Origin of the sequence: Allonocardiopsis opalescens, from assembly GCF_003002095.1 — a bacterium.
In the GTDB taxonomy this organism is placed as follows: Bacteria; Actinomycetota; Actinomycetes; order Streptosporangiales; family Streptosporangiaceae; genus Allonocardiopsis; species Allonocardiopsis opalescens.
In genome coordinates this window covers 322,328-348,646 of record NZ_PVZC01000008.1, presented here as the reverse complement: position 1 = coordinate 348,646, position 26,319 = coordinate 322,328, and the positions used below count along the sequence as shown (strand labels likewise).

Sequence of the window (26,319 nt, the reverse complement as noted above, 5' to 3'; positions counted from 1 at the left end):
GGCTCAGCGCGCCCGCACGTCGGTCCAGACCAGCCGGTGGTCGGAGCTGGGGAACGGGTACACGCCGGTCAGTCTGGACAGCGGACTGCTGGAGACCGGCCAGAACACGCCGTTGCCGGTGATCCGCAGCCCCCACGACGGCAGCACGTAGTCGACCCGCAGGTTGCCGGGGCCCGGTTCGTCGGCGAAGTCGGCGGTGTCGCGGGCGGGGTCGCCCTCGTGCAGCAGGTTCGCGCCGTCCTGCAGCCGGGCGGCCTCCGCGCCGCCCTCGCTGCTCGGCGGCCGGTGGTCGTTCACCCGCGGGTTGGTCAGCAGCCGGCTGATCCCCTCGGGGTGGCCGTCGCCGTCGGCGGGGTCGGCGTTGAGGTCGCCGGCGATCACGAAGTCGGCTCCGGCGCGCAGCCCGCCGTAGCGGCCCTCGTCGTCGTAGATGTAATCGCTCAGGCTCGGCCGGACGTAGTCGGACCAGAGCCGGATCTCGTCGTGGTTGCGTGCGACGTTGCGGCGCTCGGGCCCGTCGAAGGTCGGCGGAGTCGGGTGGCTGACCAGGAAGTGCACGGTGCGGCGGCCGATGCGGATCGGCACGTCCCAGTGGCTCTTGGACGACAGCCGCAGCGCCGCCAGCTCCTCGGCGGAGTACCAGTCCTCGCCGGTCGCGGGATCGGTGGGCAGCAGCGCGCCCGGCATGTCGGCCCAGCGGAACCGCTGGAAGGTGCGGACGTCGTCGTGGTCGATGGGGTACCGCGAGTAGACGACCATGCCGTACTGGCCGGGGAAGGCGCCGAAGCCGAGCGCGTCGTCGCCGTAGCCGGCGGCGCCCGGCTCCGTGACGGTGCGGCCGTCGTTGTTGAGGTCGAATCCCGAGGGCACACCGGTGTTGCTCGGCGCGACGTAGCGGAACGGGTAGGTGATCGGCCGGGCGCCGCCCTGGCCGACGGACAGGTAGTTGCGCTGGAAGAGGCGGGCCGCCTCGCCGCGGGCGTCGTAGTCGAACTCGTTCACCAGCAGCACGTCGGGCCGGGCGCGCTGGATGATCTCGGCGACCGTGCGGGCCTGCTGGTCGTCGCGCCCGGACAGGTCGGCGACGAGTTCGCCCTCCGCGGCGCGGTTCAGCGAGGCGTTGAAGGTGGCGAAGCGGACGTCGGAGGCGCCGACCGACTCGGGGGCGGCGGGGTCGCCAGGGCGGTCGCCGCCTTGGGCGGTGGCGGGGGCGGCGCCCAGGGCCAGCGCGCCGAGGAGCACTCCGGCGGTCAGCATGAGCAGGCGGGAACGGCGGGGAGAGGACATCATCGACTTCCGGGGCGGGGGAGGGGTGGCGATCATTATCTAGCGCAGAATCGGTAACCGCAGCCGTCCTGCGGACCGCCGGAGGGTGAACTCGGCAGCGGCGGCGGCGCCGGCCCGGAGCGCGGCCCGGCCCGTGCCCCTGGGCCCGGCGGCTCCGACGTGCGGGGACCGGACGCGGTGGGGCCGTCCGTCACGCCGCGGGCCGTCATGCCGCGATCCGGAGGACGGGGCGGCCTCGGGCGCCGCACGCCCGCGCCACCCGGCTCGCGACCTCCGTCGGACGGGTGAGGGCGTGCGCGGAGAAGTGCAGCGCGTGCCGCCACGGAGCGGGCGGCCGGTCAAGCCAGGCCGGCGGTGTATCGGACACCGCGGCGAGCAGGCCCGCCTGCCGCCAGCCGAGGTCGGCCACACCGAGCACGGTCCCCGCGCGGTCCTGTACGGGGACGGCGAGGGTGTCCGCGGGTATGCCGGCGTCGGCGCAGATCAGCCGCAGGGCGGTGGCGGCTGGGCTGCTCGCGCGGCCGTCGGCCAGCGCCCACCAGTCCTGGCACTGCCGCGCTCCGGGTCGTCCGGCGTTGGCCGCGCGCATTTCCGCGAGCGCGCGGCGGTCGACGAGGCGCCGGTGCAGGGCGGCGTCCACGAGCGCGATCGCGCCGCCGCGGTCGGTCAGCAGCACCGTGTCGCGGATCGTGCGCTCGGGGGTGGAGAGCCTGATGCCGCCGAGCCGGGTGACCTCGGGCTCGGGGAGCCGCCAGAAGTGGCGGACGATGCCGCAGCCGAACCGTGCCGTGGGTGTGCCCGACGCGGTGGCGACGTGGACGGTGCCCTCGGGCTCCGGCGGCACGGGCAGGTCCCACAGCCGTGCGGCGGTGGGGCCCACCACGGCGGCGCGGTCGCCGAGCGCCAGCACGACGGCCATGGCCCGCGCCTGCGGGGACACGCCCTGGCGCCGTTGGGCGCTCAGCAGGTACACGCCCCGGTACAGCCGCTGCCAGACGCCGCGCCGGACCAGGGAGCGGATGAGTGCGGCCGGTACGCCGTCGGCGCGCGCCTGCTGGTGGCTGAGGACGCCGTGCTGCTGCTGCGCGTGGGCGCGGGCCCGGTCCAGCGGTGAGGCCTGCCCGCGGGCCGCCGGGCTGAGATCGGGAACAGGACGGAGAGGGGGAACGGTGTGCTCGCTCATGGCGTCCACTCTGCTCAGCGCCCCGCCGCGCCGCCACGGCCGCGGCGCCGTCTGTGGATAAGCGGCCTCCGTCCACAGGGAGCCGCGGCTGCGACTTGACAGAGTGCGCCGGTGCTCCCCGTGTACCGGCGGGCGGAGGTCAGTCCTGGTCGCCGCGGCGCGCGCGCAACGCGCGGACCTTCGCGCGGTTGCCGCACCGCTCCATCGCGCACCAGCGCCGCCGGCCCGGCCGGGAGGCGTCGACGAACACGAGCGGGCAGTCGTGCGCCGCGCACTCCCTGACCCGCCCGGCCAGCGGACCGGTGAAGAGCTCCACGGCGTCGCGGGCCATGGTCGACAGGATCTGCCCGCCGTCGGCCGGACGCGCCCACCGCGCGCCGCCGTCGGGTCCGATCTGAGGTACCAGCGGCGCCCCCTCGGCGGCGCGGTTCAGCACGGCCGTCGCCTCCGGGTCGGCCGGCCTTCCGTGCGCGAGGTCGGGGGCCAGCCGCCACAGCGCGGCGCGCAGCGCGCGGACGGCGTCGAGCTGGCCGGCGGTGACCTCGACACCCGCCGGGTCGAGCCGCAGCCGCGACAGCGCGGCCCACGACGCGAGGTCGGCGGGCTCGTGCAGCATCTCGAAGCGCTCCAGGGCGCCGGGGCCGCCGGTGACCATCAGCTCCAGCGGCAGCGCACCGGGGTCGAAGCGCCAGGTGACGCCCTCTTCCGGCTTGTGCATCAGCAGGGAGTTCGCGGAGCCGATCATGTAACTAGTATAAACGGTTACATGAACCCGGGCCGACGCCCGGGATGCGGCGGAAGCAAGAAGAGCGCGGAGCATCAGGCGTGCGGTGGACGGCCGCACGGGCAGTGGGACGGCACGACCGAGGAGGACGGCGATGAGAGAAGTAGGCCGCACCAGGGACGTGGGCTACCAGATCGGGGTCTCGCGTACGGTGCCGCACCCGGCCGAGCGAGTGTGGCGGCTGCTCACCAGCCCCGGCGGACTGGCCCTCTGGCTGGGCGACGGCGCCCGGCTGACCCCCGAACGCGGCGCGCCCTACACCACCGCGGACGGCACCCGGGGAGAGGTGCGCAGCTACCGGGAGAACGACCGCATCCGCCTCACCTGGCGGCCGCCCGGCTGGTCGCACGACACCACCCTGCAAGTGGCGCTGAGCGGCGCAGGCGAGCGGACGGCGGTGCACTTCCACCAGGAATGGCTCGCCGACGCGGCCGAGCGCACCCGCCAGCGCGAGCACTGGAAGGGCGTCGTGGACCGGCTGGCCGCGGCTCTGGAGGCCGATCGCGCCTAGCGGCGGGGGTCCTCCTCGTCGTCGTACTCGTCGTCGTACTCCTCCTCGGCGCGGTCGCGCCGACGGGAGCCGCGACGCCGCCGGCCGCCCTGCCGCGACGCCTCCATCTGGCTGCGGATGTGGGTCATGCCCTCGTGCGGCTCCGGCTCGTCTTCGTGCTCGTCGTTGTAGCGCTCCTCGCCCCAGCCCTCGCTGTCGAACTCGGCGCGCTGCCTCCGGTCGAGCACGAAGGCGATCACGCCGCCGATCACCAGCAGCACGGCGGCCACCGGGATGGCAATCGTCAGGATCGGCATCAGGTCCATGGAGCAACGCCTCTTTCGGGTACGGACGCGCCGACAGGGACAGCGCGCGGGGCCCGTCACGCACGGACACCGCCGCGATCGAGCCCACCGACTGTCCAGGTTACGCCCGGTAGCGGGTGCGCGGTCCCGGAACCGGAAACGCTCGCCAGCGCGGCCCGCACCTGGCGGGCGATCCGGTCGGGGGCGTCGAACACGTCGCTCGCGGTGTAGGTGAGCAGCCGCCAGCCGGCGGTGATGAGCAGATTGCGCCGGCGCGCGTCGCTGACCCAGGTGTCGCGGTGCTGGCGCCCGTCGTACTCCACCGCCAGCCGCTCGTCGGGGTAGGCGAGGTCGACGCGGGCGACGATGCGGTCGTCGGGCCCGTACACGGGCACCTGGGCGTGCGGCCGTGGCAGCCCGGCCAGCACGAGGACCATGCGCAGCCGGGTCTCGCCCGCCGACTCGCTTCTCGGTTCGCCGTATCCGGCGACCGCGCGCAGCCCGCGCAGGCCCCGGCGGCCCCGGTGGGCGGGCCGCTCGCCGTAGGCGAGCAGGCGGCCGGGGGTGACGCCCCGGCGGGCGAGGCCGTCGAGGGCGACGACCGCCTCGATCAGCTCGCGCCGCCCGGCGCCCGCGCGCCGGCCGAGGTCGAAGGCCGTGCGCAGCGGCGAGGTGGCCCGCACACCGTGGACCTCCACCACGTCGACGTCGCCGAGTTCGGCGCGGCGCAGCCGGTAGCCCGGGCCGTCGCGGCCGCGGCGGTGCGGCGCGAGGACGTCGACGGGCTCCGCGGGGCCGCCGAGGTCGACGCCGTGCAGCGCCGCGGCGGTGCGCCCGCCGAAGACGGCGTCGGGCGGCAGGACCAGCGCGAGCGCTCGTAAGCGCAGCCGGAGGTCGTCGGGGATCGACGCGAGCACGTACACGTCGCGGTGCAGGCGGCGCCAGGTGCGCCCGTTCAGCCGGGCGCGGGTGAGCAGCCCGGCGCGCACGGCGTCGGTGCCCCGGAACGGGCCGGCGGCCAGCTGCGCGGGGACGCCGGGCGGGAGGGCGGCAAGGGAGCCCGGGACACCGGGCGGCTGCGATCGCATGCGGACCAGCGTGCCGCCACCACGGCGCGCACCGACACCGGCCGTCCACAGGCGGCGGGCGGCGGTGCGCCTCCGTCCACAAGCGCCCGGTGGGGCTTGCGCGGTGCCGGAGCGAGGGCTACGGGCGGGTGCCGCCCGGTCCGACGGGCTCGCCGCCGGCGCCGGACCGGGCCCGCGCCACGGCGTCGGTGAGCGCGGCGCGGTCGATCCGCAGCAGCTCGGTGACGCGCACCAGGTCCTCGCGCCCGGCGTCGGCGAGCACTCCGTCGGCCGACGCCTGCCTGACCAGCGCGGACAGGTAGTGGCGGTGCGCGGTCGCCAGCGCCGTGCCGCTCACCCGCAGGTAGCGCGCCGTGTCGTCCAGGGCGTCGGCGTCCGCGCTGATGTGCGGGTCGACGAGCGCGTGGTCGACCAGGTCGAGGTAGGGGTCCAGGTCCGGCGGCTCCTCGCCGCGCGGCAGGCGGTCCACGAGTCGGCTCAGCGCGTGCGCCGCCTCGGCGCGGACCTCCCCGCGGTGCACCGGCGGGGTGCCGTTGCGCCGCAGCCGCGGCCAGCGCAGCAGCCTGCTGGTGCGCAGCAGCTGCGCCCACGGCGGCGGCGCGGGCGCCAGCTCCAGGTAGTGCCTGAGCAGGCCCGAGGTGGCCCTGGCGGTGGCCAGGGCGTGGTGCACGCCGTGGTGCTCGATGCCCGCCGCGGCGCAGCACGCGCGCAGCGAGCGCCCGGCCTCGGGCAGGAACTCGCGCGCCATCCGCAGCGTGCACAGGCCCGTACCGGTCTCCAGCGGTACGTCGATCCCGAGCCGGTCGTACTCGGCGACCAGGAAGCGCACGCAGAAGTCGAGGTTGTGCGCGACGACCACGCGGTCGGCCAGCAGTCCGGCGAGGTCGCCGGCGATCGCGGCGAACGGGGGAGGCGTCCGGTGCGGCCCGGCCGGGGACGCGACGGGCATCCGGGCGGAGGGGCCGGCCGGTTCGACGAGGGTGGACCACTCGTCGCCGGGCTGTCCGTACGCGTTCACGTGGATCACGGCGATCTCGGTGACGCCGTGCTCACCTGCCGGCGATATCCCCGTGGTCTCCACGGCAACGACGGCATATCCCGACATCGGCATCCCACCCCTGTGCACATCAGTACCGACCGGGCCCGCCCCTTGCCCGCGAGAAGCACTGATCACCAGAAGTGGATCTTAGCGCACGAGCGGCGGACGGAAAAGGAGAAAAGTATCCATTATGTGAAAGACGAGCCAATTCGGCACCCGATTCGGTTTTCGTTGGCATGGGAACGGACTCGTGCGAATCGGGCTTCGCGAAACGGCCCCGGCCTGCCCCGGCGGGCGCCAGGGGTGCGTGAGATGCTGGCGCCCGGGGCCGGGCGCCGTCCCGGCCGACCGGCCCGGGCCGCGCCGTGCGCCGCCGGCGCCGGACGGGAGCGGCCCGCGCCCCCTCCGCGTCGGACGGGCGAGAGCACGAATCGCGTGACGAGGAAGGAAGCCACATGGTCGTTCGGATCGGTGTCCTGGGCGCCGCCAGGATCACCCCCCTCGCGGTGCTGCGGCCCGCCGCCCGTACCGAGCGGGTGGAGGTGCACGCGGTGGCCGCCCGCGACCGCTCCAGGGCCGAGGCCTTCGCGGCGCGGCACGGCATCCCCGTCGTGCACGACACCTACGCCGAACTCCTCGAGGACCCCGCCGTCACCGCCGTCTACAACCCGCTGCCCAACGCGCTGCACGCGGAGTGGACCATCGCGGCGCTGCGGGCTGGCAAGCACGTGCTGTGCGAGAAGCCGCTGGCCGCCAACGCCGCGGAGGCGGAGCGCGTCGCCGAGGCGGCCGAGGAGACCGGCCTGGTGGTGATGGAGGCCTTCCACTACCGGTACCACCCGCTCGCGGCGCGGATGTACGAGATCGTGCACGAGCTGCGGGAGCTGGGCGAGGTGCACCGCGTGGAGGCGTCCATGTGCATCCCGCTGCCGCTGTTCGACGACATCCGCTACGACGCGGCGCTGGCCGGAGGCGCCACGATGGACGCCGGCTGCTACGCCGTGCACGTGCTGAGGCTGCTGGGCTCGGGCGAGCCGACGGTGGCCGGGGCGCAGGCGCAGCTGCGCGACCCGCGCGTCGACCGGGCCATGAGCGCCGAGTTCACCTTCTCCGACGGCTCTACGGGGGGCATCGAGGCGTCGATGTGGTCGCACCGGCTGCTGTCGATCCACGCCAGAGCCGTCGGCGAGCGCGGCGAGCTGAACGTCACCAACTACCTCGCGCCGCAGTTCGGGCACGGCTTCGCCGTCACCGTCGACGGCGTGCGCAGGCGAGAGCGCTTCAGCCCGGCGCCCACCTACGCCTACCAGCTGCGCGCCTTCGCCGACGCGGTCGAGTCGGGGACGCCCGTCCTCACCGGCCCCCGCGACGGCGCGGCCAATATGCGCGTCATCGACGAGATCTACCGCGCGGCCGGGCTGTGGCCGCGCGACGGCCTGGTGGAGACGGGCTGACACCGCTTCGGGAGCGCCCGAGCCCCGCGCCCGGGAGGCGGCGGGGCACGGGCGTACCCGGGCGGCCGCGTCTTCAGGTGTGGATGCGGCCGCCCTGGTGGTCGTGGTGGTCGGCCGTCTCGTCGTCGAACCAGTACCCGTCGTGGCCGAGGTAGCGGAAATGCACCGTCGAGCCGGCGGGGACGTCGACCGTCACGCTGCGGGTTCCGTTGGAGCGGTCCACCAGCGGATGGGCGTACGGGTTCCATTCGTTGAAATTGCCCACGACCGAGACGGGGTCGCTGCCCTTCGGCAGCGCGAACGTCAACTTGACCTGGCCGGTCTTGGTGGGCTTACCGCGCTTGATCATTGCCTCTCCCATGGTGTGCGGCTTCACGAAGCCAACGCCGATTATCAGCAATGGGCGGCCCTCGGCAGCGCATTTGTGAATCAGACTCGCGGCAAGTCCGCACATGTGCGGAGGAAATCCGGTGTATGCCCGTTGATGTGTATTCGGGCCCCGGTGGGCCCCGGCCCGGCGGGCGGCGCGCGGCGGAGCGAGCCCGGCGGCCGCCGGGATCTTCGAACTTCTTTCAAGGCGGGTTCATTACGCTGCCCCTTGCGTATCGCCCCGCCGCGGCGGGGGCCCGCCGCGTGACCGGCCCCTGGGCCCGGCACCCGGGCGTACAGCCACCTACGCACGACGAGCACGACTGGAGACAGAGGCAAACTGTGAGCATCACTGACGCACGCCCTGAGCGGCGGCCGGCCGGCCCTGCGGAAGAGGGCGAGGGGTGGTGGCGGCACGCCGTCATCTACCAGGTCTACGTCCGCTCCTTCGCCGACGGCAACGGCGACGGGATCGGCGACCTGGCCGGGATCCGGGCACGCCTGCCCCACCTGGCCTCACTCGGCGTCGACGCCGTCTGGCTGACCCCGTTCTACACCTCCCCGATGGCCGACGGGGGCTACGACGTGGCCGACTACCGGTCCGTCGACCCGCTCTTCGGCGACCTCGCGCAGTTCGACGCCCTGGTGGCCGACGCGCACGGCGCCGGCCTGCGGATCATCGTCGACATCGTGCCCAACCACAGTTCCGACGAGCACACGTGGTTCCGGCAGGCGCTGGCCGCCCCGCCCGGATCGCCCGAGCGGGCCAGGTACCTGTTCCGCGACGGGCGCGGCCCCGACGGGTCCGAGCCGCCCAACGACTGGGAGTCGGTGTTCGGCGGCCCCGCCTGGACACGCGTCACCGAGGCCGACGGCAGGCCGGGCCAGTGGTACCTGCACCTGTTCGACTCCAAGCAGCCAGACTTCGACTGGCGTAACCCCGAGGTGCGGGCGGAGTTCGCCGACATCCTGCGGTTCTGGCTCGACCGCGGCGTCGACGGCTTCCGCATCGACGTGGCGCACGGCCTGTTCAAGCACCCCGACCTGCCCGATACGGGCACCAAGCGGTCGGGCATGCTCGACACCAGCGCCCGCCCGTACTGGGACCAGGAGGAGGTGCACGAGGTCTACCGCGAGTGGCGGCGGATCCTGGACTCCTATCCCGGCCAGCGCATCGGCGTGGCCGAGGCGTGGCTGCCCGACACCGCCCGGCTGCTGCGCTACCTGCGCCCCGACGAGCTGCACCAGGCGTTCAACTTCGCCTTCTTGACCGCGGACTGGTCGGCGGCCGCCTTCCTCGAGGTGATCGACTCCACCCTCGCCACCTTCGACGGGCACGACTCGCTGCCGAGCTGGGTGCTGTCCAACCACGACGTCACCCGGCACGTCACCCGCTACGGCGGCGGGGAGGCGGGCCTGCGGCGGGCCAGGGCCGCGGCCATGATCATGCTGGCCCTGCCCGGCTCCGCCTACGTCTACCAGGGCGAGGAACTGGGCCTCGAGGAGGTCACCGACCTGCCCGAGGACCTGCTCCAGGACCCCACCTGGGAGCGCTCGGGCCGCACCGACCGGGGCCGCGACGGCTGCAGGGTGCCGCTGCCGTGGGCCGGGCACGAGCCGCCGTACGCCTTCGGCCCCAGCGCGTGGCTGCCCGCGCCGCCGACCTGGCGCGCGCACACCGTCGACGCCCAGCACGGCGACGCCGACTCCGTGCTCAACCTCTACCGGACGGCCCTGCGGCTGCGCCGCGAGTTCCGGCACGCCCGCCGGCTGCGCTGGCTGGACGCCCCCGACAACGTCCTGGACTACGCCACCGACAGCGGCCTGGCCTGCACGGCCAACATGGGGACCGAGCCGGTCGAGGTCATCGCCAGGGGCGAGCTGCTGCTCGCCTCCCGGCCCGTCGAGCGCCACGGCGACCGCGTCGTCCTGGCCCCCGACACGGCGGTGTGGTGGCGCCAGTAGCCGGCGAGGCGCCCGTGCGGCGCCTCGACCGCTGAGCACATCGCCGCCCCCCGTCCCCGGCCCGCCGCAGCGCGGGCCGGGGACTTCGCCTTCCGGGGCCGAAGGGGCCGCTCCGGCCATTCGTTCATCCGTGCGCACCTTGTTGTCCTTGGGCCGGTCCATACTGGCGGTGACTCCGGGACCGGTGGTTAGGGGGTGGCATGGCCATCGCACATGCGGTGTGGCTGGGGGACGGGTTCGCCCTGTGGGGCGAGCGGCCGTCGCCCTGGGCCGGTGCGCGCCGGGGCGGGCGGCATCCGGGGGCGGCGGCGGCCGAGGAGCTGGCCGAGGCGGCCGAGGCGCTGTGCGGCGGTGCGGGCGCGCGGGCGGCGGCCAAGGCCGTGCCCGGCGAGGTGGTGCTGCGGCTGCCGGGCCGTGACGGCGTGCCGGTGCGGTCGGGGCCGTCGGCTGAGGACGTCGGCTCCGGGGACGGGGTGCGGCTGGGGGAGTGGACGGTGCCCGCGCTGCTGTTCGACCGGGCGGCGGCCACGGCCTTCGCCGCGGAGCTGGCGGCGCTGGCGCCCACCGGCGGAGCGGCGCACGATGTCGTGGTCGGCGACGACCTGGCGCATCTGGGAGCGGTGGCCGCCCTGGCGCGGCGGCTGGTCGCCGAGGGCCAGGTGCTCCCCGGCCTGGTCGGCGGCACCGAGGCGGACGCCGGCTTCGCGGCGCGCTGGGAGCCGGTCGTGGCCGGGCGCTGGTCGGCGCCCTACCGTGCCCTGGTCGCGGCCGCGCCGCCCGCCCTGCGGGCCGCGCCGAGCGCTCCGGACGGCGGTGCGGCGGTCGTGGCCGCTGCGCTGGGCGTGTTCACCGACGAACTGGTCAGGGAGCGCCTGTCCGGCGGCGCGGCCGCCGTGCCGCCCGGCGGCGGCCTGCCGGGGCGCTGGCTGGCCGCGCTCGTCGACGCCGAGGGACGGGTCGACGGGGCCGCACCGGCCGAGGCGGCCGAGCTCTCGGCGCGGCTCGACCGCTGGCGCGGCGAGGCGCTGCGCGCGCACGAACGCGTCCGGCTGGTGTTCCGGCTGGCCGCGCCGGACGAGGACGCGGACGACGACCCGGCCGCCCGGGCCGAGCCCGCTCCGGGCGCGGCGGACGCCGGGCCGGGCGCGCGGGATCCCGCCGGCGGCGCGGCGCCGTGGCGGATCGAGTTCTGGGTCGGGTCGGCCCACGACCCCAGCCTGATGCTGCCGCTGCGGCGGCTGTGGTTGGGCGAAGGGCTGCCCTGGCTGCCGGGCGATGTGGACGAGCAGGTGGTGGCCGGTCTGCGGCGGGCGGCCCGCCGGTACCCCGCCATCGGGCGGGTGCTCGCGCATCCCGCACCCGACCAGGTGAGCACCGACGCGGCGGGCGCGTCCCGGTTCATCCGCGATCACGCGCCCGCGCTGCGCGCGGCCGGCTTCGACGTGCTGCTGCCCCGCTGGGCCGACCAGCGCGGCATCGGGGTGGTGCTGGTCGCCGAGGACGCCGAGGGCGCGGCCCCGGCGTCGGCGGGCAGCGGCATCGGCGCCGCCCAGCTGATCGACTTCCGCTACGAGGCGGCGATCGGCGACCAGGTCCTCGACGCCGCCGAACTCCAGGAGCTGGCCCGGCTGAAGACCCCGCTGGTCCGCCTGCGCGGCCAGTGGGCCAGCCTGGACGAACGCCAGCTCGACGCCGTCCTCGACTTCATCCGCCGGCAGGGCCACGGCCGCGTCCGGGTGGCGGAGGTGCTGCGGGCGGCCGCCGCGTCAGAGCCGGCCGAAGGGGTGTCGCTGACCGGCGTGCGCGCCGGCGGCGTCGTGGGAGACCTCCTCAGCGGAGCGCTGGAGCGCCGGGTCGAACCGCTGCCCGCCCCCGAGGGCTTCACCGGCCGGCTCCGCCCGTATCAGGAGCGCGGCGCGTCCTGGCTGCGCTTCCTCGGCGGTCTGGGGCTCGGCGCGGTGCTCGCCGACGACATGGGCCTGGGCAAGACCGTCCAGCTGCTGGCCGTCCTCGCCGCCGAACGCCGGGCCGCGGAGCCGTCCCCCGGCCCCACCCTGCTGATCTGCCCGGTGTCGCTGATCGGCAACTGGCGGCGCGAGGCCGAGCGCTTCACCCCCGGCCTGCGGGTGCACGCCCACCACGGTCCGTCCCGCCCGCACGGCAACGAACTCGCCGCGCTGCTCGGCCGCACCGACCTGGTGATCACCACCTACGGCGTGGTACTGCGCGATGCCGACGAACTCGCCGCGATGCCCTGGCACCGCGTGGTCTGCGACGAAGCACAGGCCATCAAGAACGCCGGCTCCCGCACGGCCCGGGCCGTGCGCGCGCTGCCCGCCGCGAACCGGATCGCGCTCACCGGCACCCCGGTGGAGAACAACCTCGGCGAACTGTGGGCCCTGCTGGAGTTCGCCAACCCCGGGCTGCTGGGCGGCGCGGCCGCCTTCCGCGGCGCCATCGCCGACCGGATCGAGCGCGACGGCGACGCCGAGGCCACCGCGCTGCTCAAACGGGCCACCGGCCCGTTCATCCTGCGGCGGCTGAAGACCGACCGCAGCATCATCTCGGACCTGCCGGACAAGCACGAGATGAAGACCTGGTGCCAGCTGACCGTGGAGCAGGCCACCCTCTACCAGGCGTGCGTCAACGACTTCGAGCAGCGGCTGCGCGAGGCCGAGGGCATGCAGCGCAAGGGCCTCATCCTGGCCACCTTCACCCGCCTCAAGCAGGTCTGCAACCACCCCGCCCACCTGCTCGGCGACGGCTCCCGGCTGACCGGCCGCTCCGGTAAACTGGAGCGGCTGGAGGAACTGCTGGCCGAAGCGCTCGGCGGCGGCGACAAGGCGCTCTGCTTCACCCAGTACACCGCCTTCGGCGACCGCCTCGCCCCGTACCTGGCCGAGCGGCTGGGCCGGCCGGTGCTCTGGCTGCACGGCGGCGTCCCGCGCGCCCGGCGCGAGGAGATGGTGGCGGAGTTCCAGTCCAGCCCGGAGCCCATGGTCTTCCTGCTGTCGCTGAAAGCGGCGGGCACCGGCCTGAACCTCACCGCCGCCAACCACGTCGTGCACCTGGACCGCTGGTGGAACCCGGCCGTCGAGAACCAGGCGACCGACCGCGCGTTCCGGATCGGGCAGCGGCGCGATGTCCAGGTGCGCAAGCTGATCTGCATCAGCACGCTCGAAGAGCGCATCGACGCGCTGATCGAGCGGAAGCAGGCGCTGGCCGAGAGCGTGGTGGGCACCGGCGAGGACTGGCTCACCGAGCTCTCCACCGCCGAACTGCGCGAGATCGTCCAGCTGGCACCCGACGCGGTGGTGGCATGAGCCCCGCCAAGACGCGCGCCGTGGCGCTGCGCCCGCCCGGTCCGCCGACCGCCGACGACGGCGCCGCCAAGGGCGCCTGGTGGTCGCGCCGGCTGATCGAGCTGCTGGAGTTCGGCGTCGACCGGGGCCGGCTCGCCCGGGGGCGCGACTACGCCCGCGAAGGGGCCGTGGTCGAGCTGCGGGTCGGCGGCGGCGAGCTGCTGGCCCGCGTCCAGGGCGGCCGTTCGCGCCCCTACCAGGTGAGCGCCATCTTCCGGGAGCTGGCCGCCGCCGACTGGGAGCGGGTGGCGGCCGCACTGGGCAGCCAGCCCGTGTTCCGGGCCGCCCTGGCCGCCGGAGAACTGCCACCCGAGGTCGAGCAGGTCTTCCGGGTGCTCGGCCTGCCACTGCTGCCCGCCGGGCTCGCCGACCTGGTCCTCACCTGCTCGTGCCCCGACTGGCAGGCACCCTGCAAGCACGCCGCCGCCGTCCTCTACCTGTTCGCCGACGCACTTGCCGACGACCCCTTCGTCCTGCTGGAGTGGCTGGGCCGCGACCGCTCCTGGCTGCTGGCCGAACTGCGCCGCCAGGCCAGGGCGGCGGCCGAGGCCGACCAGCAGGCGCGCAGCGCCGAACCGCCGCTGCACCGGCAGCTGGCCGACTTCTGGTCACTGCGCGGCCCGCTGCCCGAAATCGGCGAGGCGACGGCCGACTCCGACGCGGCCGCCGGATTCCCGTCCCGCCCGGCCTCTCCACTGCACGCCGCCGACCCCGACCTGCACATCGCGGGCCGCCCGCTCGCCGAACTACTGGCGCCCTGGTACGAACGGCTCCGTGACGAGCCGCGGTAGCCGTGGCGGAGGTCGAGACCCGAACTCGGGCTTCGACCGTTTCCATTCGGGCGGATGCCCGCGCGGCGGCAGCGCAGGGACCCTGATCGGCGAACCGAGCGGTCGGTAGAACCCTCATGGTGCCGTCGACCACGTTCCTCCACGGGCATTGATGTGGCGGTGGGGTCGCGCGGCCGTAGGACAAAGCACGAGCGTGCCTCTCAGCGACGCTTCCGCCATTTCGGCGCAGGTGACCAGCCCCGGGGCCGCGGCTACGAGGCGAGCATGATCTGGTCATCAGGCGGACTGTCCGATCGAAATGGCGGCACCTGGTCGCGCTGTCCTCGGCCACGGCAGCGATGCGGCCGTGATGCACCGAGGACGAGTCCGGGCGAGCGCCTTCCGGCACCCGGCTTCCGCCGTACCGGTATGGGCGGACCGCTTCAGAGCACCGTGGGGACACGGGTCGAGACCCGACGCCCATTCGATCCGGTAGTGCGAGAGGGCGTTTGACTGCGGGCTGGGCCCGTCCGTGAGCGATGGTGCGGCTATGGCGTATATGGAGCTTGGGCGCGTGCCGCCACGCAGCTTTCCGGCTCTGGTCGGGACGGACGATTCCGCCCCGACCAGAGCCGGACGCGGTCGCGACCGGACGGCCATGCGATCTGGTAGTGCCGAAGAGGGTGCTGACCGCGGGCCGTGCCGTGCTTGGGCGCTTGTGCGGCAATAGGCACACGTGCGCGCACGGGCGCGTGCCTCTCCGTTGCGTGGCAGTTGCCGCATTGGTGCAGGTGGACCGGCTCTGTGGTGGCCGCGTATGCGGGTGGTCATGGTTCATGTCCGCTTTCGCGGTTTGTCGGCTCCGTGATGGACTTGCTCGGCTGTCGGCGGCGTCCGCCTATTGCGGCGCTGTGGCGGTGGTGCGGCCATGGGTGGCTGGAAGCGGGCACAACTCGCCTCCCGTTGCCTCCCTGTTACGCGACGGCTGCCGCATCGGTGCGGGCGGACGGTTCCGGGGTCACCACGTATGCGGGTGGTCATGGTCAGTGTCTGCCTTCGCGGTCTGTCGGGTTCGCGATGGACTTGCTCCGCCGTCGGCGGCGTCCGGCGACTGCGGCGATGTGGCGCTGGTGTGGCCATGGGCGGCCATAGCAGCGAGCGCAGCGCGCCTTCCGTTCGAAGGTTCGGCGGCGCCCTGGCAGGCGGTGGGGGACTGTCACTGTCGCCGCCCCTGGGAGAGGGCTGGAATCTGCGGCCAGGGGCGCCACTCCGGCCGTTCTTGCGGCACGAGTCGGACGGTCAGTTCGTCAACGACCCGTGGACGGCGACGGTGGACCGGTCCGAGGCGTCTTGCCCGTGCGTGCGGGCCCGCGCTGGATGCGCTCGCGGACCCGGGGACGAATCGGTCCAGGTCGTGACCTAACCTGTGGGGCGGCCGCTCGCGGCCGATCCGAGGAGGGAGCGCGGATGAGCGTCGACGCCGCCTGCCAGGCCGACCGCCACGGCGGCGCCCTGGGCATCAGGGCGGTCGCCATGTCCGACCCGGCGGCGCGGCCGCTGCTGGACGCGCTGGGCGAGGAGTACCAGCGCCGCTACGGCGGCAACACCGAGCTGAGCCGCTTCCCCGACAGCGACTTCGCCCCGCCGGACGGCTGCCTGCTCATCGCCGAACGCGACGGCCGCACCGTCGCGGGCGGCGCCTTCCGCCGCTGGGACGCCGACACCGCCGAACTCAAGCGCGTCTGGACCGCCGCCGACCAACGCCGCCGCGGCCACGCCCGGCGGGTGCTCGCCGCCCTGGAGGCCGAGGCCGTCCGGCGCGGCTACCGGCGGCTGGTCCTGAACACCGGCCTCCGCCAGCCCGAGGCGGTGGGGCTGTACGAGGCGACCGGGTACGAGGCGCTGGGCGAGGGGGCGCTGGGGGAGTTGAGCTATCCGTACGTCGCCTTCGCGAAGCTGCTGCCGGGGCGGCCCGCGGACTAAGAGTCGCGCACCCAGCCTGCGGGGAACGGGTCGGGATGTCCCTGCGTGATGAGAAGCTCCCGAACTTGCAGGGCACGCTCGTCGTCGAAGATCTGCACGGCCGGATGGAAGCGCCAGAACACTCTCATTACGCCGATCAGGTCTTCCGGGGTTAGTGGCGCCGTCTCGTCCAAGGCGTTGAAAATTGTTATCATTTGCTCGGCATTGAGTTGGGCGGCGTCCTCGGTTAGCTGGCGGAGAACCAATCCGCGCCATTCCACTCGCTCATCAGGCCCATTGGCAAGTTCCCAGCATCTTTGGTAGAGGGCGGCCCGCCGGGCGATGTCGCTCTGGCTGATCGGGCGCAACCGGAGTTCGAGCAGCAGGCGGCCGGTGGTGGCCATGTCGACGACGCCGTGATCAGAGTGGAAGTCGTACACCCAGTGTCCGATGCCAGAGCCGAGATATTCGGCGTAGGGCGCCAGGGTGTGCATGGACGCGGTGCGCGTGTACGATTGGAAGAAATTGGCGCGCCGCATCATCAAACCGAATTCGCTTTCGAGTGGCGCCCGATAATCGGTCAGGTAGTCGGGCGTGGCAAGTGATCCGAAAAGACGACCTCCCGGCCGGAGATCGGACAGGATGATCGGTGCGCCGTTCTCCCGGTAGATGACCAGGCGGTAATCTGACGACCAGTCCACCCGGAACGCGTCGACGAAGGTGTTGAACTCCTCGATGGGCAGCTGGCCGCGCCACAGGTGGGCGTACCGGCTCCACGGCGTCCTCGGCTCGTCCACACCGAGCAGATCGGTCACGGGGAGCGGTCCCTCCGAGGCGAGCACGGCCAGCGCCACCAGGTTCGCGGAGTACGCCGCCAGCCGCGCGCTGGTGGGCGTCCGCACGGGGCTGTAGTCGCGGTAGGCGCGGGTCGGCTGGTCGTCCAGCGCGTCGGCGAGCAGCTCGATCGTGAACGCGCGGCAGTCGTGCCGCTCGTCTCTCGGAAGCCGGGCCAGGATGTCGTCGGTAAAGTCCAACTGTGCTTCGCGTCCGGTCAGGACGGCGAAGGAAAGCAGTGCGAACAGGAAACCGTCGTCCGGCCTGGTGCGGTGTGCGCGCCGCCTGGCCGGTGCCGCGTGCTCGACCGCCAGGTCGGCCAGCGTGTGCACGACCAGCCGCGCCACCAGGTACTCGCCGAAGGTGGCGTGTAGGAACTCGAAGGCGCGCTCGTGCTCGCTGTCGCGGGTGGCGCGCGACTCGTGCACGAAGAAGAAGCGGCCCACCACGATCTGGGCGGCGGTCAGCGGTCTGCTGAAGCCGCGGCCGCCGGCGACCGGCTCGCCGGGCCGCAGCACCGCGAGATCGCGGTCGAGTTGGGACTCGGTCACCGACTGGGCGCGCCGGACGAACATGGCCACCGCCACCAGTGCCAGCCGGTCCAGTTCCTCCGCTATCTCGTTCTCCTCGTCATCGGAGGACAGGTCCGGCCGGTGCTTGCGTACCTCGCGGCGGGCGAACTCGGTGAGCAGCCGTTCGTAGAGGTCGGCAGACGCGAGTCCGGCGGCGCCGTGCAGTGCGTTGGCGGCCGAGTCGTAGAGGGCGAGCAGCATCAGCAGCAGCGGCTGGCGGGCGAGTTCGGGCTGGGAGAGGGCGACCTCAGGGGTGAGCGGACGGACGCCGCGCGCGGCCAACTGATCGGCGTTGGTTCGGTTCCACACCTCCAGCCAGGCCGTGACCTGGTCGTCGTCGAAGGGCTCCAGCCGCATGGCCGCGCTGCCCTCGGGATACAGGACGCGGTCGGCGACCACGGTCCTGCTGGTCACGATCGCGGCCACCGGGCGGCCCCGGTCGGCCGAGTCCTGCTGGAAGCGCGCGACCTGGTTGAGGTAGTCGCTGCGGTGCACGCCGGTGGCCTGGAGCAGTTCGTCGAAGCCGTCCAGCATGATCACGGGAAGCGCGCCGTCGGCCGTGTCGGCCAGTTCGCGCCACTCCACCCGGCGCTGCAGGCGCTGACGCAGTGCTTCCTCTACCTGGTCCAGGATCGAGGCGTTCGCGGCGACGGCGCGCAGCTCCACCCGCACCGGCAGGAAGTCGTTCGCGGGCAGTTGGGCGGCGAGCATCGTGGTGAGCACGGACTTGCCCGCTCCCGGATGGCCGAGTACGACCAGCGGCGCCGATTGCGCATGCGGTGCGCTGAGATGCCGCAGCAGTCCGCTCTGTACCTCGACGGGGTGCGCCTGCTCCTCCCACCAGTCGTCGGAGGCCGGCAGGCTGTCGTGTCCCAGCAGGGCGATCCGGCAGTGGGGGTTGACGTAGGCGTCGGCCAGCGGCGGCAGGGTCACCCTGGGGTACGGGTAGCGCTCGGTCAGCACCGGACGGTCCAGTGCGGCGCGGTAATGGGCGCTCAGCTCGGCGCGCGCCTCCGTCGCGCCACGGCCGCCGCTCATCTCCTGCAGAAGATCGCGTACTCCGGACAGCCCGGTCGAGAGTGCGGACAGTCGTACGGCCAGCTCGGTGCCGACGCCCTCGACGGTGCGGCGAGTGGCCTGGTGGTCGCGCAGCCCCGACCAGAGCGCGAACTCAGGAATATCGGCGGTGAGGCGAAGGTACAGCTCTTCGTAGCGCGAGACCGCGCGGGCGGCGATGTCGAGTTCGGATGGTTCGATCCTGCGGCGCACGCCCGCGTCCATCTCGTGCCATGCGGCCAGCCCGGAGACGAAGCGGCGTAGTGAGATGGCCAGAGCCTTGTAGTACCCGTCGAGCTCGTGTAGCGCTGATTCGAAGGGCATGTGCGGCGAGGGGAGCGGGATGCGCTCGGAGACTAGCTGTCCGAGCAGCTGCCGATAGTGCTCAGGCAGGCTGCCGCCGGCCGCGAGCGCGACCTGTTCCTCCCGGTTGATCTCCAGGTCGGCCAGCTTTAGCGACGCATTTGCAGATTGCAGTTCCTCGTCCAGCACCTCGAAGAAGGCCGTGACGACGATGATGGAATGTGCTGCCACCAAGCGATCTGTCCGTTTCATCCGGCTAATGCCGGTGATGCGCTCGCGCAGGCTCCGTACGATCTCGTGGCCCCACTTGACGGCGTCCTCGCGGACGGCGAAGAGGTCGAGGCCGCCGAGGGTCGACGCGGTGCCGAACCCGGCGGCGGCCTTGGCGGCGAGGTCGAGCAGGCGGACGAGCCGGCTCTGGTCGGCGCCGAGCAGGCGGACGGCGTCGGCGTAGCTGAGGGCGTGCGGGCGCGCACGGGGCGGCATCGGGCCTCCGGGGAATTCGCGGTGTTCTGCCTGGCTTGGGGAGAAACGTTCTGTAACGGTCTCATCGCTAATTGTGCCAGTTTGGTCCGATGAATTCAGGACGTTTCGGGTGCCGGGCCGTCATGATTTGCCGTCTGGAACATAATGGGCCGGAAATAGTGCCTTCGGAGCCGATCTACGTCACACTGTCTGCGTGCATGGCGTCCTCAACACCGCAGCGTCCCTCGTCGTCCTCGGAAATGCCCATGTCACGCAGTTGCGTCCGGGCAAGGTGGTGGAATTCGCCGCCGCGCACAGACCGCCCGGCGCCGAGTACGTGTTCCGGCTCGGCGACGACCTCGGCCGCGGGCTGCCCGCATGGGGGCAGCTGCTGGACCGCGAGCGGGTGCGCACCTGCTGGCTGGAGGTGCGGCCGCCCCGCCACCACACCGATGTGGCCCTGCCGAACTCCTTCGCGCTGACGATCTGGTGCGCGGTCGCACGCGGCGGGCTCAGCTTCTCGGTGCGTTACCACCGCGCCGAGGACGACCCCCAGGTGCCCTGGGTGGCCCTCATCGACGGCGCGCGCCAGCACCAGCTGGCACGGCGCCCGCTGGTCGACCTGGACGAGGCGCGCACCGAGCTGTCCGACGCGCTGACCGCCGCCGACGACCTCGCCCTCTACGCCGGGCAGCCGCACCCCTGGCGGCGCTACTTCGCCTGGGCGCGCAAGACGCTGCGCGCCGGCACCGAGGCGTCGGGGCTGCCCGCGCTGCCGGGCTACTCGGAAGAGGCGTCCCGGCTGTACGCCGCCGTGGTGCGCGGCTGGGTGCTGGGCGGCGCGAACTCCTGGAGCCAGGCCGGGCCGCTCAACGAACCCGACTTCACCGCCGTCACCGCCCGGCTGCTGCGCGCCTACCTCAAGGCGCTGACCGCCGCCGTCAACTCCGCCGCCGACCGCCTGGGCTGAGCCCGCCGGCCGATTCCGCCGCGGACCGGGAACAAACGGCGGGGCCCGGGCGCTGCCAGCCATGGAGTGGAGTCTCACAGATCCCGTGCGTGCGGAAGGGAAGCGGCGTGGCTGAACCGCTGAGGGTGTCGGTGCTGGACTACGTGATCACACCTCCGGAGGTGACCGCCACCCAGGCGCTCGCCGAGGTGGTCGAGGTCGCGCGGACGGTGGAGCGCCTCGGGTACAAGCGCATCTGGTTCTCCGAGCACCACAACTCCATCGGGCTGGCCTGCACCGCGCCGGAGCTGGTCATCGGACGGGTGGCCGCGGCCACCAGCACGCTGCGGGTCGGCGCGGGCGGCATCATGCTGCCCAACCACGCGCCGCTGAAGGTCGCCGAGATGTTCCAGACCCTTGAGGCCATGTTCCCCGGCCGCATCGACCTCGGCCTCGGCCGCGCCCCCGGCACCGACGGCGTCACCGCGCTGGCGCTGCGCCGCTCGCGCGAAGCGGTTCTCGGCGACGACTTCGCCGCGCTGGCCGACGAACTGTTCGCCTTCTTCACCGGCGGCTTCCCCGACGACCACCCGTTCGCCTCGATCACGGTCGCGCCGCAGGTCCCCGAACTGCCGCAGCTGTGGATGCTCGGCTCCAGCGATTACGGCGCCCGCTACGCCGCCGAGCACGGCCTGCCGTACGCCTTCGCGCAGCAGATCAACCCCGATGCCGCCACCGCGATGCTCACCCTCTACCGCCGCGACTTCACCCCGTCGCGCTTCGCCGAGCGGCCGCGCAGCAGCTTCTCGGTGATCGCCTTCGCCAGCGACGACGCCGCCGAGGCCGAGGACTTCGCCGCCTACTGGACGCTGACGATGAGCAAGATGCGCTCCAACCGGCGCACCCCCACCTCGATGGCCGACGCGCGCGAGTTCCAGGGCGCGCCCGGGTACGCGGCGGCGCGCGAGGCGATGGGGCCGCGGCTGTTCACCGGCACGCCGTCGCAAATCGGCAACCGGTTGCGGCGGCTCGCCGAGGCGGGCGCGGCCGACGAGGTCATGATCGCGACACCGCACCCCGAGCTCGCCGCGCGTGAGCGGAGCTTCGAGCTGCTGGCGAAGGAGTTCGGGCTGGGCTAGCCGGTCCGGGCGGGCGCCGCGGTCCGGCGGGGTGACCGCGACCGCCCGCCCGGACCGGCCGGGTCCGGTGCGTCACGGCAGCCGCCACACCTGCGGGAGGCCCTTGTCGGCTCCGGCGGCGGAGTAGTCGTGTGTGACCTCCTGCAGTTCGGCCATCCGCCGCTGCCAGGTGATGTTCACCGGGTCCTCCGCCAGCTGGGCCAGTAGCCGCGGGTAGTCGTCGCACTCGATCAGCTGGAACACGTCGAGGCCGCTGCGCCAGACGGTCCAGTCGCGGGCCCCCGCCCGCGCCATGGCGGCCGTCAGCTCGGCGGGCACCTCGCGGTGCGCGCGGTCGTAGGCCTCCTCGGTGCCCGGCCTGAGCCGGACGTGCACGGCGACGCGCATGGTTCTCCTGTCGGTCGGTTCACTGGTAGTCGGCGATGTTGGCGCGCAGCCAGTTCTCCACTTCGAGGATGTGAGTGGTGGCGGCGGCGCGCGCGGCCTCGGGGTCGCGCTGGATGAGCGCCTGGTAGATGCGGTCGTGGTCGTTGCGCAGCCGTGAGACGACCCCGGCGTCCTTGTGGCCGCGCCAGACCCGGGCGCGGAAGGTGCGCGAGGACAGCCCCTCGACGATCGCGGTCAGCGCCGAGTTCCCGGCCGCGCTCACGATGGCCTGGTGGAAGTCCAGGTCGGCGGCGACCATCTCCTCCACACTGGTGCCCTCGCCGATGCGCTCCAGATGCGTGTGCACCTCGGCGAGCTGCTCGGGGGTGATCCGGGCGGCGGCGATCGAGGTGGCGTAGGGCTCCAGGATGCGCCGGACCTGGATCAGCTCGATCAGCGCCGTGCCGCGCGAGAACTCGGCGACCACACCGAAGGTCTCCAGCAGGTCGCTCGGGCGCAGCCCGGTGACGTAGACGCCGGCGCCGTGGCGGGCCTCCAGTACGCCGAGGCTGGTCAGCGCGCGGGTCGCCTCGCGCATCGAACTGCGGGACAGGCCCAATTGCACCGCGAACTCGCGTTCGGTGGGCAGCCGCTGCCCGGCGCGCAGGGTGCCGTCAGCGATCATCGCCTTGATCTGTGCGATCGCCCGCTGGGTGACGGAGGTGCGGGCCGTCCCCGCCTCGGGCGAGGGAGGCGCCGCGGGCACTGTAGCGCCGACGCCGCCCGCCTCCGTTGCCTTGTCCACAGGTGTCCCCTCCAGGAGGTGCTTATCCAGAACCGGCCGGTAACCGATGCGCCGGCCCGGGCGGTCGCGGAAGGATGGGTGTAAGGGGTCGCCCCCCTGGGCGGGCGGGGGATGGGGTGGGGGAGCGGCCGGGGGACGGGGTGCGGCGGGGGTGCGGGGAAGTCCTGGGCGTGGTCGGCGGCGCCGGGTCCGGTGCGGGCCCGGACCCGGTCGGCGGCGTCGGCCCCGGTGCGGGTCCAGCTCCAATCGGCGGGCGTAGGCGGGGCACGGTGGGCGTTCATCTCCTCCCGTGCTCGCTCTCGGGCCGGTCTCGGGTCGGCCCTTGACACTCTACGTCGCAGCGACGTACAAGTGATCAGACCAATCACTAGGAATCTAACCGAAAACTGGCGAAAACACACCAAAGTGGACGGTTTCGAGTTGATTGGTCCGACAAAGTGGTCCGACCATCGATGGAGGGACGGGGCAAGGTGCGGCTGGTGACGGTACGGCTCCGACGGGTCCGGCGCGGGGCCGGGCGGAACCGCGGGCGCGGCTGATGGCGGCCATCGCCGGCGTCGACGCCTTCGACCTCAGGTTCCCCACCTCTCGCGAGCTCGACGGCTCCGACGCGATGAACCCCGACCCCGACTACTCCGCCGCCTACGTGGTGCTGCGCACCGACGACGGCCCCGACGGCCACGGCTTCGCCTTCACCATCGGCCGCGGCAACGACGTGTGCGTCGCCGCCATCCGCGCCTACGCCCCGCTGGTCGTCGGGCTCGACCTCGACCAGGTCATCGGCGACCTCGGCGGCTTCGCCCGCCGCCTGGTGCACGACTCCCAGCTGCGCTGGCTCGGCCCGGAGACCGGCGCGGTGCACATGGCGGCCGGCGCGATCATCAACGCCGCCTTCGACCTCGCCGCCAGGACCGCCGGCCGCCCGCTCTGGGCCTACCTGGCCGAGCTGTCGCCCGAGCAGCTGGTCGACCTGGTCGACTGGCGCTACCTCACCGACGCCCTCACCCCCGACGAGGCCCTCGACCTGCTCCGCCGCGCCGAGCCCGGCCGCGCCGAGCGCGCCGCCCTGCTGCGCGAGCACGGCTACCCCGCCTACGCCACCAGCCCGGGCTGGCTCGGCTACTCCGACGACAAGATGGTCCGGCTGGCCCGCGAGGCCGTCGCCGACGGCTTCGACCTGATCAAGCTCAAGGTCGGCGCCGACCTCGCCGACGACGTGCGCCGGATGCGGCTGGCCCGCGAGGCCGTCGGCCCCGGGGTCCGCATCGCCGTCGACGCCAACCAGCGCTGGGACGTCGACGACGCCGTCCGCTGGATGCGCGAACTGGCCCCCTTCGACCCCTACTGGATCGAGGAGCCCACCGCCCCCGACGACGTCCTCGGCCACGCCGCCATCCGCCGCGCCATCGCCCCGATCCGGGTGGCCACCGGCGAGCACATGGCCAACCGGGTGATCGCCAAGCAGCTGCTGCGGTCCGGCGCGCTGGACGTGATCCAGCTGGACGCCTGCCGGGTGGGCGGGGTGCCGGAGAACCTGGCCATCCTGCTGCTCGCCGCCAAGTACCGCGTCCCCGTCTGCCCGCACGCCGGCGGGGTGGGCCTGTGCGAACTGGTGCAGCACCTCGCCATGTTCGACTACCTCGCGGTCAGCGGCAGCACCGAAGGCCGGGCGGTGGAGTACGTCGACCACCTGCACGAGCACTTCACCGACCCGGTGCGGGTCCGCGGCGGCCGCTACCTGGCGCCCGAGGCGCCCGGCTTCTCCGCCGAACTCCGGCCCGAGACCTTCGAGCGCTACGGCTACCCGCACGGCACCGCCTGGAGTCCCGCCGCCACCGGAGGGAGCACCGGATGACCCGCCCCGAGCTGCACGGCCTGCGCGCCCTGGTCACCGGCGGCGCCTCCGGAATCGGCCTGGCCACCGCGCGGCTGCTCGCCGACCGCGGCGCCGCCGTGGCCTGCCTCGACCGCGAACTGACCCACACCGCCCCCGCGCCCGGCGTCGCCGGCGACGAGCGGCTGCTGGGCGTGCGCGGCGACGTCGCCGACGACACCTCGGTGCGCACCGCCGCCACCGCCGCCGCCGAGGCGCTCGGCGGACTCGACATCCTGGTCAACAACGCCGGGATCGGCGCCAGGGGCACCGTCGCCGACAACCCCGACGAGGAGTGGGCCCGCGTCTTCGACATCAACGTCTTCGGCATCGTCCGCACCACCCGCGCCGTGCTGCCCCACCTGCGCGCCTCGCCAGCGGCCGCGATCGTCAACACCTGCTCCGTCGCGGCCACCGCCGGGCTGCCCCAGCGGGCGCTGTACTCCGCCAGCAAGGGCGCCGTGTACGCGCTCACCCTCGCCATGGCCGCCGACCACGTCGCCGAGGGCATCCGGGTGAACTGCGTCAGCCCCGGCACTGTCGACACCCCCTGGGTGGGGCGCCTCCTGGACGCGGCCGACGACCCGGCCGCCGAGCGGGCCGCCCTGCGCGCCCGCCAGCCCACCGGCCGCCTCGTCGCCCCCGAAGAGGTGGCCGCCGCGATCGTCTACCTGGCCGGTCCCGCCGCCGCGTCGACCACCGGCACCTCGCTGGGCGTCGACGGCGGCATGGCCGGACTGCGGCTGCGCCGCTGACCCCCGCCCCACCGCGCACACCCGAGGAGCCCCTGCCATGCGGACCAGCCGCACCCTCCGCCCCGACCCCGTCCGCGCCCGCTCCGCCCGCACGGCCGCCGGCGCCGTCCTCACCGCCACCGCCCTGCTGGCGGCCGGCTGCGGCACCACCGCCGACACCGCCGCCGAGGGCGGCGAGGGCTCCGGCGAGGTCGGCGTGGTGCTGCCCATGCTCACCTCGCCGTTCTGGCAGGCATACAACGGCTACGTGCCGACGATGGCCGAGGAGGAGGGGGTGGCGGCGCTGCCCACCGTGAACTCCAACAACGACCCCGCCCAGCAGATCACCGACATGAACAACCTGCTCAACCAGGGCGTGTCCGGGCTGGTGGTCTCACCCCTGGACAGCGCCGCGATCGTGGCCGGGCTGAACCAGGCCGAGCGGCGCGGCGTGCCGGTGGTGGCGGTCGACGTCGCCCCCGAGGAGGGCACGGTCGCGATGATCGTGCGGGCGAACAACCGCGCCTACGGGGAAGAGGCCTGCCGCTACATCGGCGAGCAGGTCGGCTCCGGCGAGGTCGTCCAGATCCAGGGCGACCTGTCCTCGGTCAACGGCCGCGAGCGCTCCGACGCCTTCGAGGAGTGCGTCGCCGCGGACTACCCCGGCATCGAGGTGCTCAACATCCCGGCCGAGTGGCAGGGCGACCTCGCCGCCTCCCAGCTCGACGGGCTGCTCAACGCCCACCCCGACGTGGCCGCCATCTACATGCAGGCCGGCGGCGTCTACCTGGCGCCCACCCTCCAGACCCTGCGAGCCAAGGGCATGCTGCACCCCGCGGGCGAGGACGACCACATCGTGATCGTCTCCAACGACGGCATCCCGCAGGAGCTGGAGGCAATCCGCGACGGCGAGATCGACGCCACCGTCTCCCAGCCCGCCGACGAGTACGCCCGCTGGGGCATGTACTACATCCGGGCGGCCATGGCCGGCGAGACCTTCGAACCCGGCCCCACCGACCACGGCAGCGAGATCGTCGAACTGGAGAACGGGCTGCTGGAGGACCAGCTGCCCGCGCCGCTGGTCACCGCCGACAACGTCGACGACCCCGCCCTGTGGGGCAACTCGTCCGGCGCGAGCGCCGAGCCCGCCGAGTAGGGCGCGCCG

21 protein-coding genes are annotated in these 26,319 nt (G+C 73.7%); 11 read left to right on the top strand and 10 right to left on the bottom strand.

All coding sequences use genetic code 11. From position 1 onward, the window contains the following. Positions 1-3: 3 nt before the first annotated feature. The 3 genes from CLV72_RS25265 to CLV72_RS25255 all read right to left on the bottom strand — a co-directional run bounded on the left by CLV72_RS25265 (position 4) and on the right by CLV72_RS25255 (position 3,215). Positions 4-1,290, bottom strand: a complete 1,287-nt coding sequence (locus CLV72_RS25265) for an endonuclease/exonuclease/phosphatase family protein (protein ID WP_106251120.1) — start codon at positions 1,288-1,290, stop codon at positions 4-6. Positions 1,291-1,492: 202 nt separating this feature from the next. Continuing rightward, positions 1,493-2,470: a type IV toxin-antitoxin system AbiEi family antitoxin domain-containing protein gene (locus tag CLV72_RS25260; RefSeq protein ID WP_106251118.1), complete on the bottom strand. Its 978-nt coding sequence runs from the start codon at positions 2,468-2,470 to the stop codon at positions 1,493-1,495. Between the two features lie 139 nt (positions 2,471-2,609). Beyond that, a complete protein-coding gene (locus CLV72_RS25255) occupies positions 2,610-3,215 on the bottom strand; it encodes a CGNR zinc finger domain-containing protein (RefSeq protein ID WP_106251116.1) in 606 nt (201 codons plus the stop codon). 133 nt (positions 3,216-3,348) lie between these two features. Here CLV72_RS25255 and CLV72_RS25250 point away from each other — a divergent pair, with 133 nt between their 5' ends. After that, positions 3,349-3,765: an SRPBCC family protein gene (locus CLV72_RS25250; RefSeq protein ID WP_106251114.1), complete on the top strand. Its 417-nt coding sequence runs from the start codon at positions 3,349-3,351 to the stop codon at positions 3,763-3,765. On the opposite strand, the gene CLV72_RS25245 is transcribed toward CLV72_RS25250, so the two are convergent. From CLV72_RS25245 to CLV72_RS25235, 3 genes are all read right to left on the bottom strand, one after another. Further along, positions 3,762-4,070 (bottom strand): hypothetical protein, encoded by a 309-nt coding sequence (locus CLV72_RS25245; protein ID WP_106251112.1) that lies wholly within the window; start codon positions 4,068-4,070, stop codon positions 3,762-3,764. The genes CLV72_RS25250 and CLV72_RS25245 overlap by 4 nt on opposite strands. Before the next feature lie 56 nt (positions 4,071-4,126). Continuing rightward, positions 4,127-5,137: a DUF559 domain-containing protein gene (locus CLV72_RS25240; protein ID WP_106251110.1), complete on the bottom strand. Its 1,011-nt coding sequence runs from the start codon at positions 5,135-5,137 to the stop codon at positions 4,127-4,129. Between the two features lie 118 nt (positions 5,138-5,255). Further along, a complete protein-coding gene (locus CLV72_RS25235; protein ID WP_170141105.1) occupies positions 5,256-6,218 on the bottom strand; it encodes a 3'-5' exonuclease in 963 nt (320 codons plus the stop codon). A 413-nt stretch (positions 6,219-6,631) separates the two neighbouring features. On the opposite strand from CLV72_RS25235, the gene CLV72_RS25230 reads away from it, so the two are divergent. Then, complete coding sequence (locus CLV72_RS25230; protein WP_106251105.1) at positions 6,632-7,630, top strand: Gfo/Idh/MocA family protein; 999 nt, start codon at positions 6,632-6,634, stop codon at positions 7,628-7,630. A gap of 73 nt (positions 7,631-7,703) precedes the next feature. On the opposite strand, the gene CLV72_RS25220 is transcribed toward CLV72_RS25230, so the two are convergent. Next, positions 7,704-7,979, bottom strand: coding sequence for an isoamylase early set domain-containing protein (locus CLV72_RS25220; protein WP_106251102.1), 276 nt, complete (start codon positions 7,977-7,979; stop codon positions 7,704-7,706). Between the two features lie 368 nt (positions 7,980-8,347). Here CLV72_RS25220 and CLV72_RS25215 point away from each other — a divergent pair, with 368 nt between their 5' ends. The 4 genes from CLV72_RS25215 (at position 8,348) to CLV72_RS25200 (ending at position 16,079) form a co-directional block, all read left to right on the top strand. After that, the gene (locus tag CLV72_RS25215) at positions 8,348-9,964 is read left to right on the top strand and encodes a glycoside hydrolase family 13 protein (protein ID WP_245930450.1); all 1,617 of its coding nucleotides are present in this window, start codon (positions 8,348-8,350) and stop codon (positions 9,962-9,964) included. A 200-nt stretch (positions 9,965-10,164) separates the two neighbouring features. Beyond that, positions 10,165-13,287: a DEAD/DEAH box helicase gene (locus CLV72_RS25210; protein WP_106251098.1), complete on the top strand. Its 3,123-nt coding sequence runs from the start codon at positions 10,165-10,167 to the stop codon at positions 13,285-13,287. Continuing rightward, positions 13,284-14,117 carry an SWIM zinc finger family protein gene (locus CLV72_RS25205; protein ID WP_106251096.1) on the top strand — a complete coding sequence of 278 codons (834 nt, stop codon included), beginning with the start codon at positions 13,284-13,286 and terminating at the stop codon, positions 14,115-14,117. The genes CLV72_RS25210 and CLV72_RS25205 overlap by 4 nt, the downstream gene beginning before the upstream one ends. A 1,446-nt stretch (positions 14,118-15,563) precedes the next feature. Further along, entirely contained in the window at positions 15,564-16,079 is a 516-nt protein-coding gene (locus CLV72_RS25200; RefSeq protein ID WP_106251095.1) for a GNAT family N-acetyltransferase, read from the top strand. Here the strand turns inward: CLV72_RS25200 and CLV72_RS25195 are convergent. Continuing rightward, the gene (locus CLV72_RS25195; RefSeq protein WP_106251093.1) at positions 16,076-19,309 is read right to left on the bottom strand and encodes an NACHT domain-containing protein; all 3,234 of its coding nucleotides are present in this window, start codon (positions 19,307-19,309) and stop codon (positions 16,076-16,078) included. The genes CLV72_RS25200 and CLV72_RS25195 overlap by 4 nt on opposite strands. Positions 19,310-19,583: 274 nt before the next feature. Here CLV72_RS25195 and CLV72_RS32405 point away from each other — a divergent pair, with 274 nt between their 5' ends. Next, the gene (locus CLV72_RS32405; protein ID WP_211303108.1) at positions 19,584-20,258 is read left to right on the top strand and encodes a hypothetical protein; all 675 of its coding nucleotides are present in this window, start codon (positions 19,584-19,586) and stop codon (positions 20,256-20,258) included. Between the two features lie 107 nt (positions 20,259-20,365). Then, a complete protein-coding gene (locus CLV72_RS32400) occupies positions 20,366-21,376 on the top strand; it encodes an LLM class flavin-dependent oxidoreductase (protein WP_170141103.1) in 1,011 nt (336 codons plus the stop codon). 72 nt (positions 21,377-21,448) lie between these two features. Here the strand turns inward: CLV72_RS32400 and CLV72_RS25185 are convergent, their stop codons facing one another. Next, complete coding sequence (locus tag CLV72_RS25185) at positions 21,449-21,763, bottom strand: L-rhamnose mutarotase (protein ID WP_106251090.1); 315 nt, start codon at positions 21,761-21,763, stop codon at positions 21,449-21,451. Positions 21,764-21,782: 19 nt separating this feature from the next. Then, positions 21,783-22,508, bottom strand: a complete 726-nt coding sequence (locus tag CLV72_RS25180) for a FadR/GntR family transcriptional regulator (RefSeq protein WP_425428124.1) — start codon at positions 22,506-22,508, stop codon at positions 21,783-21,785. Positions 22,509-23,085: 577 nt separating this feature from the next. Between CLV72_RS25180 and CLV72_RS25175 the strand changes: the two genes are divergently transcribed. Genes CLV72_RS25175 through CLV72_RS25165 form a run of 3 tightly spaced genes read left to right on the top strand, consistent with a single transcriptional unit; the run spans position 23,086 to position 26,310 of the window. Next, complete coding sequence (locus CLV72_RS25175) at positions 23,086-24,402, top strand: enolase C-terminal domain-like protein (protein WP_106251088.1); 1,317 nt, start codon at positions 23,086-23,088, stop codon at positions 24,400-24,402. Continuing rightward, complete coding sequence (locus CLV72_RS25170; RefSeq protein ID WP_106251086.1) at positions 24,399-25,175, top strand: SDR family NAD(P)-dependent oxidoreductase; 777 nt, start codon at positions 24,399-24,401, stop codon at positions 25,173-25,175. Before CLV72_RS25175 ends, CLV72_RS25170 begins: the two co-directional genes overlap by 4 nt. 37 nt (positions 25,176-25,212) lie before the next feature. Beyond that, entirely contained in the window at positions 25,213-26,310 is a 1,098-nt protein-coding gene (locus CLV72_RS25165; RefSeq protein WP_106251084.1) for a sugar ABC transporter substrate-binding protein, read from the top strand. Positions 26,311-26,319: the final 9 nt, after the last annotated feature.

Coding starts and splice junctions, on each gene's coding strand:
- CLV72_RS25265 (WP_106251120.1), bottom strand. CDS start 1,290: ATGATGTCCTCTCCCCGCCGTTCCCGCCTGCTCATGCTGACCGCCGGA.
- CLV72_RS25260 (WP_106251118.1), bottom strand. CDS start 2,470: ATGAGCGAGCACACCGTTCCCCCTCTCCGTCCTGTTCCCGATCTCAGC.
- CLV72_RS25255 (WP_106251116.1), bottom strand. CDS start 3,215: ATGATCGGCTCCGCGAACTCCCTGCTGATGCACAAGCCGGAAGAGGGC.
- CLV72_RS25250 (WP_106251114.1), top strand. CDS start 3,349: ATGAGAGAAGTAGGCCGCACCAGGGACGTGGGCTACCAGATCGGGGTC.
- CLV72_RS25245 (WP_106251112.1), bottom strand. CDS start 4,070: ATGGACCTGATGCCGATCCTGACGATTGCCATCCCGGTGGCCGCCGTG.
- CLV72_RS25240 (WP_106251110.1), bottom strand. CDS start 5,137: ATGCGATCGCAGCCGCCCGGTGTCCCGGGCTCCCTTGCCGCCCTCCCG.
- CLV72_RS25230 (WP_106251105.1), top strand. CDS start 6,632: ATGGTCGTTCGGATCGGTGTCCTGGGCGCCGCCAGGATCACCCCCCTC.
- CLV72_RS25220 (WP_106251102.1), bottom strand. CDS start 7,979: ATGATCAAGCGCGGTAAGCCCACCAAGACCGGCCAGGTCAAGTTGACG.
- CLV72_RS25210 (WP_106251098.1), top strand. CDS start 10,165: ATGGCCATCGCACATGCGGTGTGGCTGGGGGACGGGTTCGCCCTGTGG.
- CLV72_RS25205 (WP_106251096.1), top strand. CDS start 13,284: ATGAGCCCCGCCAAGACGCGCGCCGTGGCGCTGCGCCCGCCCGGTCCG.
- CLV72_RS25200 (WP_106251095.1), top strand. CDS start 15,564: ATGAGCGTCGACGCCGCCTGCCAGGCCGACCGCCACGGCGGCGCCCTG.
- CLV72_RS25195 (WP_106251093.1), bottom strand. CDS start 19,309: ATGCCGCCCCGTGCGCGCCCGCACGCCCTCAGCTACGCCGACGCCGTC.
- CLV72_RS25185 (WP_106251090.1), bottom strand. CDS start 21,763: ATGCGCGTCGCCGTGCACGTCCGGCTCAGGCCGGGCACCGAGGAGGCC.
- CLV72_RS25175 (WP_106251088.1), top strand. CDS start 23,086: ATGGCGGCCATCGCCGGCGTCGACGCCTTCGACCTCAGGTTCCCCACC.
- CLV72_RS25170 (WP_106251086.1), top strand. CDS start 24,399: ATGACCCGCCCCGAGCTGCACGGCCTGCGCGCCCTGGTCACCGGCGGC.
- CLV72_RS25165 (WP_106251084.1), top strand. CDS start 25,213: ATGCGGACCAGCCGCACCCTCCGCCCCGACCCCGTCCGCGCCCGCTCC.